This is a genomic window from Sporomusa sp. (assembly GCF_035561255.1).
Lineage (GTDB): Bacteria > Bacillota > Negativicutes > Sporomusales > Sporomusaceae > Sporomusa.
Genome location: NZ_DATMXX010000217.1, coordinates 1 through 9323, shown reverse-complemented (window position 1 = coordinate 9323; position 9323 = coordinate 1). Strand labels below are relative to the sequence as shown.

Below are 9323 nucleotides of genomic sequence, written 5' to 3'. Positions count from 1 at the left end.
CATCTATATGAGATAAGAATACTCTTGAACTCAGTTCACAGTAATTATTTCAGTTTTGCTCTAAATTGCTTCTGCGTTGTAGTGCAATATAACAGCCACAGTTCTTTTACCATTAATTATATAATTCATGGGAGCTATCCGCTCCTCACAAACTTCCTTTTCATGATTAAATTCGTTACCCTACCAAAGATTTATCAATAAGGTTTATAAGAATCCGCACTCCATAACCAAGTGCATCTATGTTAAACTGCATCGCAGGGTGATGCAAACCTGGTGTTAGATCGGCGCCTAACCCGATATAACACGTTTTTAGTCCAGACTTTGACTGCTTATAAAAATGAAAATCCTCACCACCTGGGGTATGGATACCGGAAATTAGCCCTTCCGGCCCCAGGATTTCTTTGATAGCTTCTCCCGCCCTGTTAATAAGATCAACATCATATTCCGCAGCCGGGACAAATCCCCTAATCCGGGTAACCGCCGTAGCCCCGATCGTAGCTGCCGCTGCAACCACGGCCCGTTTGGTTTTCTCAGTCAATTCATCCATTATCTCATTATGCTGAGCCCTGAGGTCCAGGGCCAGCTCCGCCCGGTCCGGAACAGCGTTAAGTGCTTGCCCGCCAGCATGCAGTTTAGTGACCTTAACCGAAGCTGGCACAGTGGGGTTAACATGAATGGCGTTAACGGCATGTACCACAGCCGCAGCCGCATCAATAACATTGATCCCCAGGTGAGGCCTGGCCCCATGGGCGGCAACACCGCTAATTTCGGCCTCGATAATGGCACTGGCGCCGTGGTAAAGGGCTGGGGTCGCCTGACCAAGCCGTGCTTCCTCAATCGGTCGCAAGTGAATACCCAAAAGCATATCCACGTCGGTTACAGCCCCGGCCGCAATCATTTCTTGCGCCCCCCCTAAGGTTTCTTCAGCAGGCTGAAAGATTACCTTTAGTATCCCTTTGGAGATACCCTTGGCGGCAATAGCCTGGGCCACAGTCAGCACCATCGCCGAGTTGGCATCATGCCCGCAGGAATGAATAGCACTTTCCTGCCCCGCCACACAATGGGCCAAGGCATCCATATCAGCCCGGATGGCCACTACCGGCCCGGTTTGTGAACCGGTTAATATGCCAATTACACCGGTCCCGCCGATTTGATCGGTAACCTTATATCCGGCTTGCCGCAAGCCTGCCGCCAAAAATGCAGCTGTCTGCTGCTCTGCAAAACCAAGTTCCGGCAGTTGGTGTAAAACCTCATAGTTTTCAATAACCTTAGACTCAATATCCAGCATAGTATCACCTCGCCCCAAATTCATAATGTTATATAGATGGATAACTTATTCAGTTACGCGCCCTATCCGGCCTATTACATAGTTTCAGGGCGGAAGGTTTCGCTATATAATGTATATTTATCGATCCGGTCCCGGCGTAGCATATAGCCGATACCAGGACGGTCAGGGACATGAATAACACCATCATGAACGGTAACCTCGGGTTCAATCAGATCTTCTTCCCAATAGCGGCTGGAAGCAGCAGTGTCGCCAGGCAAAGTAAACCCGGCCAGGGTAGTAATGGCCACATTATGAGCCCGGCCAATTCCCGATTCAAGCATACCGCCACACCAGACCGGTACCCCCTTACCCACACACAGGTCATGGATTGCTTTGGCCTCAGTAAGCCCCCCTACCCTGCCAATCTTAATATTAATGATCCGGCCACTACCCAATGCCAGCGCTTTACGTGCATCCTCTACCGAATGAATACTTTCGTCAAGACAAATAGGCGTCTGTAACTGCTTTTGCAATACCGCATGGTCAATGATGTCATCATGGGCCAAAGGCTGTTCAATCATCATCAGGTTATATTCATCCAGGGCGACCAAGCGGGCCGAATCGGCCAGTGTATAGGCCGAATTAGCATCAGCCATCAGCTGTATTGCCGGAAAGCGTCGTCTGACCGCGGCCACTATATCAACATCCCAGCCTGGTTTTATTTTTATTTTGATCCGTTTATAGCCTGCTGCAACATATTTTTCCACCTGAGCCAACAGCTTATCAACCGAACTTTCAATCCCCAGGCTAATACCTACGTCAATAACAGCCCGCTCTCCCCCCAAAGCCCGGTACAACGGTATGTTTTCTGCCATAGCATAGAGGTCCCACACAGCCCCCTCAAGAGCGGCCTTGGCCATATAATTGCGACGGATATGACGGAAGATGCCGGCTACGTCCCGGGGATGGCCTGGCGTCTGCTGCCAGAGTAAAGGAATTAGAAATTCCTTAAGCATCAGCCACACTGTGCCCACAGTTTCTTCATTATAAAGTGGTGCTTTCATAGCTACCGCCTCGCCCCAGCCTGAACGCCCTTCCACATCTTTGACTTCCACCAGAATAAAATCCTTATCCCACTCGGTCCCAAAACTTGTGGTAAACGGCGTCTTCATCCGCATCCGCATCGCACGTAAGGTAATAGCCGCTAATTGCATTCTCATCATCCCTATCCTTTTAATCTTTTTTCCACGGCGGCCGGGGCAGCCCCAACTGCTCCTGCCGTACTAAAATATATTCATTAGCCGGAGTCTCCGGTAAACGCCGGAAGCCAGCCACGACCCATCCGGCGTCAAACAGGGAAACAAACGTATGCCTTGTCAGCAAGCGCCAGGCTTTGGCCAACGCAACATCCTGTACTTTGATTGCCTGGATGTCTGCCGGCACCGTCACTGTTACCCGAACCACTTTGTCAAGAGATTCAGCCGACAACCCGGCCTCGCCAACCGGTTCAATCAGACTTTCGCCGCAGCGTCGCCACCGGATAGCCTGATATTCTTTACCTGAAGGTAATACCAGTTCTTTCGGCTGTTCTAACCACCAGGCTACTTGAAAACGGTCTGACGGCAACCCCTGATTGAGATTATCGTTCATCTCCCCGTAACAGTTGACAATATATGTTGAGCAGACGGCCCCCAGCTTACTAATATTAAGATTGGCATTGACTGATTCCAGCGGATCATAAGTCCAGGTAACCAGAGAATAGCCAGCAGCTCTCGCCGCCTCGGCCTGAGCCAGCTTTAATCTTTCCCCTAGGCCACGCTGGCGCCATCCTTCCCGTATTCCCAGCATATGGGAACACAGATAAGCCTGCTTGTTAAGATAACCGGGAAAACTATACAAAAGCCCTACCATGAGGCTGCCAACGAAAGCCCCTACCAGAATACCGCCATTTTTAGCTACCGTTACCACCTGGTGTAATGGTAAAGAATGCGGCATCTGCCAAACCAGGTGCTCCAATTCCTGCATCGCATAAAAATCCTGCAGCCTGTCAGGAGTAATAGTCCTCAATTCGATGCTTTCGTCTTGGCTCAGGCTATTATTACCACTGCTCATTGTTCTTCCCAAACCTCTCTTATGTAAAATTCCAATAGCAGGCCCTATAAATTGAGAGAAAGTACTATAACTTCTTCTAAGTCCTTCCATAAAATTCCTGCTCTAATAACCTGTACTTATTAGTAAATATTACGTCATGGTTAATTACAAGTAGATGATTAATTCTACCTGCTTCCTAGGCATTCTAGTCTACACGAAAAGGTGATAAAAAGATCAGAGAATTGCACATCTACTGCACACCGTTAGGCCAAATCCCCCGGCGCAACGCCAGGGGATTTTCTTACGCACGTTTCCGTTAGATTTCGGCTTTTCGATTTGTTTAATTTCTTTAATGCTGGCTTCCAGCACGGCCATCATGTCAATTACCTTGCCACCTGGCTTAGCAGTTTAGCCCCGACCTGGGCGCTTTCGGCTTTGGTATCAATAAAGCAAGACCAGAGCTTTGACTTCTGTGTTTGGGACAATGTGTGTGGTTGTAACTCTCATATTACATGAGTGTTACATCAATGTTACATGAGTGTTAACCTAATAGAACATTAAATTTATAGGTCTTTCACACATAAGCGCACTTTTTGAAGTATTTTCATTAATATAGGGCTATTTTGCTGTTAATATATTGAGAATCTTGTATGGCATAGTATTTGCATTAGTCTACTAAGTGTATAAGTCTTATAACTAAAATTATAAATTTGTGTTGGAGGAAGAAGTAATATGGGTTATTTGGATACTACACACGGATTCTACAAAGAAGCGTCTTTGACACCGCAGGTTGGTCTCTGTTGTGTTACAAGCCAGGCTCGATTTTTGCCGGGATTTACTATTCCAGTCGCTATGCAAGAAATGAATTATGGTTGTGGGACAACAGTTCATTTTGGTGAACTAAGTCCCGAGGAAACCATTCTTTATGTAGGTGTGGGAGGCGGATTGGAGGCACTTCAGTTTGCATATTTTACCCGACGGCCTCAATCGGTCATTGCTGTAGATAAAGTTCCCGAAATGCTTGATAAGGCTAGAGAAAATTTTATTCTTGCAGCAAAAAACAATGATTGGTTTCGTCCAGATTTCGTTCAGTTAATGCAAGGGGATGCTCTCAGCCTACCTGTAGAAGACGAAAGCGTTAATGTTGCCGCTCAGAATTGTTTGTTCAATATCTTTGAACAAGATGATTTAACGAAGGCTCTTGCTGAAATGCATCGTGTTTTGAAGCCGGGTGGTAGATTATATATATCAGACCCTATTACAACCAAACCCATACCTGAACATTTGCGAAAAGATGAGCGGTTACGCGCAATGTGCCTTTCGGGTGCTTTGACTTATCAAGAGTATCTAAATAAAATTATCGATGCGGGATTTGGTACGATAGAGATAAGAATGCGCCGGCCATTCCGTGTTCTGGATAAACAACGTTATTCCTTAGAGGAAAATATTCTGCTAGAATCGCTTGATCTGGTTGCCTATAATAAGCCAGTAGCTGAAGGAGGAGCCCGCATTTTCGCCGGGGAAACCATTATATATTTTGGAAAAGAAAGGTTGATGGATGAAGACGGCCGCATTATACCACGTGATATTCCTCATCCTGTGTACCAAAAAACAGCCGATTATTTTCGTGAGTTAAACCGGTGCGATGTGGTTGTTACCGATCCAACATACCATTACAATGGCTCAGGCGGTGGGTGCTGCTAGATGTCAACAGAAAAGGTTAGGAGATGTTCAGCTGTGAATTATGATCGTGATTTTGTTGGTGAATTTTTGGGGACTTTTTTGTTAGTTTTGTTTGGCTGCGGCTCAGTTGCGGTTGATGTCTTGTTTAAATCCTATAATGGCTTATTTCAAATCGCATTGATTTGGGGAGTCGCGGTTAGCTTGGCTATTTATGCTACACGTCATTTATCTTGTGCTCATCTCAACCCCGCAGTTACTATAGCCATGGTGGTAAGTAAAAGATTACCTCTGAAAAAAATGCCGGCTTATCTTATTGCCCAGTTTATCGGCGCTTTTTGCGCAGGTCTCATCTTGTATTTCTTATTTGAGCCATCTATTGCTGCCTTTGAAACAGCGCAAAGTATTGTGCGCGGTACACCAGATTCTATGAAAGTTGCGAAAATGTTTGGAGAGTATTATCAACTTCCTGAAAGCACATCTGTAGTATCTATGCCCTTAGCAATAGGTGCTGAAGCTGTTGGTACTTTTTTACTTGTACTCATGATATTTTCACTAACAGAAGCATGCAATCTTGGAAGACCGGATAACAATTTCGCACCGTTATTTATTGGATTAGCTGTGAGTTCTGCGATCTGCCTGGTTGCACCATTGACTCAGGCCGGATTGAATCCTGCCCGTGATCTCGGTCCCCGTCTTGTTGCGTGGATTTTTGGCTGGGGGGCCGCGGCCTTTCCTGATCAGTCTGGAGGCTTCTTCTTTGTATACATTTTCGCTCCCGTAATTGGGGCTTTGGCGGCAGGCTGGTTGTTCACAGGCATAATAGAGCCGTTGATGAAGAAAACGGAATGCGAATGTCGCTGAGTCCAAATCAATTTTAATTAATTAAATAGAGAGGAAGATGGATTCTTATGAAAACGAAAATTATTTTAGTTGGTGGATTTCTTGGCGCTGGTAAGACAACGCTTCTTTGGGAGGCCACTCGTAAACTTGGCCAAACAGGAAAACAAGTGGGGTTAATTACTAATGATCAGGCGTCTGAGCTGGTAGATACCGTATTTCTTGAACATGCCGGCACGACTGTCTCAGAAGTGAGCGGGAGCTGCTTCTGCTGCAATTTCCCAGGGTTTACCGACGCTATTGCTCATATAAATGAAAAGAAGCCTATGGATATCATAATTGCTGAACCTGTTGGCAGTTGTACGGACCTCTCCGCAACAATATTGCAGCCGTTGAAGGATAAGTTTGCTGAGAAATTAAGCGTTGCTCCACTTTCGGTGCTCGTTGATCCTCAGCAACTTGAGGATATTATTAATGGGAGAATATCAGGACTTCATATGAGCGCGGTTTATATTCTCCGGAAGCAGCTGGAAGAGGCGGATGTGATCATTATCAACAAAACGGACCTGCTAAGTCCGGAAGCGGTTACAATGTTGAGAAAACGTACATCCAAAGAGTGGCCGTGGGCTAAAGTTCATGCCCTCAGTGCCAAAAACGGAGAAGGTTGTGAAAGTTGGCTGAACGAGGTTTTGCAGTGTTCTGAGGCTGGAACCCACTTGGCAGATGTGGATTATGATATTTACGCTGAAGGGGAAGCTGTTCTTGGCTGGCTTAATACCACGGTCATGCTGAAAAGTGAACTCGCAAACTGGGATACTTTCGCTCAAAGTTTACTAAATGCTCTGAAAGAACGATTTGAAAAGTTAAATGCTGTGATTGGTCATGTGAAATTGCTTATTAAAACAGGCAACGGTTTTGTAATCGGCAATATCACAGGACCCCAAAACATCCTGAATATCCGTGAAACTGCGGGGACGGGTAAAGAGGCGAAAATGACGCTGAACGCTCGTATACAGATGGAACCGGATGCGCTTAAAGCCATTGTCTTAGAGGAGATTTCCAAAGCTGCCGGGAACAATATAACTTCAGATCTCGTAGCTTTTAAATGCTTAAAACCGGGACGTCCTAACCCCACTTACCGTTACAATCATATTGTAGGCTAAATATAAAATTGTGCTGCGCTGCTATACAAAGTCCTGGAAGAACTGCTATTCTTCAGAAAGAGGTAGTACGCAAATGATTAAATTCAGTATTAAGAAAAAATTTAATGATTGCCCATGCACTGGAACAAATCTTGAAAAATTAATCCATCCGGCTATTCTTACTCTTCTATTTGAGGATGAAGAACTACATGGTTATAGTATAGTGCAAAAACTACAAGAGACCTATATGCTTCAAGGCAAAAAACCTGATCCTTCAGGAGTTTACCGGTGTTTAAACCAAATGGAACAGGGTGGGTATGTTACTGCCATTTGGGATGTATCAAATTCGGGGCCAGCCAGAAAACTATATAAAATTACGGACGATGGACTGGAATGCCTTAAGACTTGGATAAATACATTGGAGAGCTACCATAATTCACTGGGCTTGTTTTTATCTTTTGCCAAAGAAACCGTGCTAAAAAGTCAAAATTAAGCAATTACCTCCTGACTGCACTTATAGCATATCTGTAGGAACCCATTTACAAGAGACTAAAACAGAAAATAGTCGCCGGACAATTGAGCTTTTTCCTGCTACTAAAAAAGCGATGAAAGCCATGGATGATATTTATAATCGCTTGAAGTCAGCAAAAAAGGCATAAAAAAAGCAGCCCTTTCATTGCGAAGGACTGTTCTTGTTAACCGTCATCGCACACCTACTCCATCGGTCTTGTGGCACACCAGTTTTATAATAGCCAAAAGAGCCTTGATTAACTATTGGCGGGAGCGTGTAGGAATCGAACCCACCATGGACGGATTAACGCCCAACGGACAGTTTTGAAGACTAATATTTCGGCACACGCCAAGGGCTTGTCGGAGTTCACGACGGTTCAAATGTGCGTTCACTTTCGTTTACTCATGGTTCACCTGTTAGCGGGGGTTCCCTGTCAGACTCTGAGAACCCGCGTTTCACCCATGCCTTCGCCGGTTTGATGATTATTCTCACCCAACATCAAGTATCAAGTTGTCAGGCCGGACGCGCGAAAAGTCCTGCCTCCCCTCCATCCCAATGAGCGGCTTTTACCACTTAAGTTTGGAGGGACGGGGCGCACGATACAGTTCTCCATATCATACCTAACGGCGAAAATACATTTAAACAAGTAAAACCCAACTCTCGGGCTTCGTTGGTTAATCATTTAAGCGAAGCAAAATGAGCGCCCCCACGCTTCTTCCGAATGATGAAGTCGGTTAATTTCACAATCTTACAGCGGTTTTATTTCCGCTGAGCTTTAATTTGCTCTAATATACCACTCTCTTGTAATGTTTTTTGTAGTTTCTGACTATCGGCCTGCCATTTGGATTGTGCATCTTGAGAGCCTAAATATTCGACAGGCATACCTATATTACTCATGTTCTTTGTGAATTCAGGATCCATAATTATAGTTTTAAATTTTTCCTCTAGCTTATTTTTTACGTCCATAGGTAGTTCTTTCGGAACTGCGACCCCATGCCAGTTGGTCAATGTAATATCAAAGCCTTGCTCTTTAAATGTTGGTACTTGCACAAATACTGAGTCATTTAATCGGTGCTCACCAGTCAAAGCTAAGATTCTTACTGTACCATTTTTTACATGTTCTTTAATGGATACTGGATTAACAAATATAAGCTGAACGTGTCCTCCCAGTAACGCCGTGGTCATCTCCCCGCCGCCAGAAAAGGGTACTTGTACAGTATTGATACCTGTATCATAGCTAAACATTTCTCCGAGCACATGGGCAAACGATCCTACGCCTGCATTTCCAAACTTTAACTCCCCTGGATGTTGTTTAGCATAATCAATCAGGTCATTCAGAGTTCTCCATGGTTTATCGGCTTGAACTGCCAACAGCATCGGCAGTGACGTTACTTGTGCCAACGGGGTTAATGCGGTTAGATAATTATATTTTCCTGAACCGTATAATGACAGCAACACCATTTCACTCGAGGTTGCGCCAATGGTATAGCCATCTGGAGAAGCTCCTGCCAATTCATTCCAACCAAGAGCACCTGCGCTCCCTGGCTTATTGATAATTATTAATGGTTGCCCTAAATGGTTGAGAGCGATTTTTTCTAATGAACGAGTTGTCAAATCTAGACCGCCGCCAGCACCAAATGGAACGATGGTAGTAATCGGCTTTTCCGGGAATTTTGACAAAGTTGTAGTGACCGGGGTACTTTGCATATCACTACAACCTCCTAATATTATTGAAACAATAAGCAAGGATATTAATAGTAAAACCGGTGCTTTTATTCGCACTATACGATTC

8 protein-coding genes are annotated in these 9323 nt (G+C 45.0%); 4 read left to right on the top strand and 4 right to left on the bottom strand.

Features of this window, described 5'->3' with window-relative positions:
• Positions 1-175 precede the first annotated feature (175 nt).
• From VN379_RS11855 to VN379_RS11845, 3 genes are all read right to left on the bottom strand, one after another.
• Positions 176-1288, bottom strand: a complete 1113-nt coding sequence (locus tag VN379_RS11855) for an amidohydrolase (protein WP_325534057.1) — start codon at positions 1286-1288, stop codon at positions 176-178.
• 74 nt (positions 1289-1362) lie between these two features.
• A complete protein-coding gene (gene menC / locus VN379_RS11850; RefSeq protein WP_325534055.1) occupies positions 1363-2490 on the bottom strand; it encodes an o-succinylbenzoate synthase in 1128 nt (375 codons plus the stop codon).
• Between the two features lie 10 nt (positions 2491-2500).
• Positions 2501-3379, bottom strand: a complete 879-nt coding sequence (locus VN379_RS11845) for a hypothetical protein (protein ID WP_325534053.1) — start codon at positions 3377-3379, stop codon at positions 2501-2503.
• 711 nt (positions 3380-4090) lie between these two features.
• On the opposite strand from VN379_RS11845, the gene arsM reads away from it, so the two are divergent.
• The 4 genes from arsM (at position 4091) to VN379_RS11825 (ending at position 7513) form a co-directional block, all read left to right on the top strand.
• Positions 4091-5062: an arsenosugar biosynthesis arsenite methyltransferase ArsM gene (gene arsM / locus VN379_RS11840; RefSeq protein ID WP_325534051.1), complete on the top strand. Its 972-nt coding sequence runs from the start codon at positions 4091-4093 to the stop codon at positions 5060-5062.
• A gap of 33 nt (positions 5063-5095) precedes the next feature.
• The gene (locus VN379_RS11835) at positions 5096-5902 is read left to right on the top strand and encodes an MIP/aquaporin family protein (RefSeq protein ID WP_325534049.1); all 807 of its coding nucleotides are present in this window, start codon (positions 5096-5098) and stop codon (positions 5900-5902) included.
• 47 nt (positions 5903-5949) lie between these two features.
• Positions 5950-7041, top strand: a complete 1092-nt coding sequence (locus tag VN379_RS11830) for a GTP-binding protein (RefSeq protein ID WP_325534047.1) — start codon at positions 5950-5952, stop codon at positions 7039-7041.
• A 73-nt stretch (positions 7042-7114) separates the two neighbouring features.
• The gene (locus tag VN379_RS11825; RefSeq protein WP_325534045.1) at positions 7115-7513 is read left to right on the top strand and encodes a PadR family transcriptional regulator; all 399 of its coding nucleotides are present in this window, start codon (positions 7115-7117) and stop codon (positions 7511-7513) included.
• A gap of 777 nt (positions 7514-8290) precedes the next feature.
• Here the strand turns inward: VN379_RS11825 and VN379_RS11820 are convergent.
• A complete protein-coding gene (locus tag VN379_RS11820) occupies positions 8291-9238 on the bottom strand; it encodes a tripartite tricarboxylate transporter substrate binding protein (protein ID WP_325534059.1) in 948 nt (315 codons plus the stop codon).
• Between the last annotated feature and the right edge of the window lie 85 nt (positions 9239-9323).

Excerpts from the sequence above, each read along its gene's own strand:
- VN379_RS11855 (WP_325534057.1), bottom strand. The coding sequence starts at position 1,288 with ATGCTGGATATTGAGTCTAAGGTTATTGAAAACTATGAGGTTTTACAC.
- menC (WP_325534055.1), bottom strand. The coding sequence starts at position 2,490 with ATGATGAGAATGCAATTAGCGGCTATTACCTTACGTGCGATGCGGATG.
- VN379_RS11845 (WP_325534053.1), bottom strand. The coding sequence starts at position 3,379 with ATGAGCAGTGGTAATAATAGCCTGAGCCAAGACGAAAGCATCGAATTG.
- arsM (WP_325534051.1), top strand. The coding sequence starts at position 4,091 with ATGGGTTATTTGGATACTACACACGGATTCTACAAAGAAGCGTCTTTG.
- VN379_RS11830 (WP_325534047.1), top strand. The coding sequence starts at position 5,950 with ATGAAAACGAAAATTATTTTAGTTGGTGGATTTCTTGGCGCTGGTAAG.
- VN379_RS11825 (WP_325534045.1), top strand. The coding sequence starts at position 7,115 with ATGATTAAATTCAGTATTAAGAAAAAATTTAATGATTGCCCATGCACT.
- VN379_RS11820 (WP_325534059.1), bottom strand. The coding sequence starts at position 9,238 with ATGCAAAGTACCCCGGTCACTACAACTTTGTCAAAATTCCCGGAAAAG.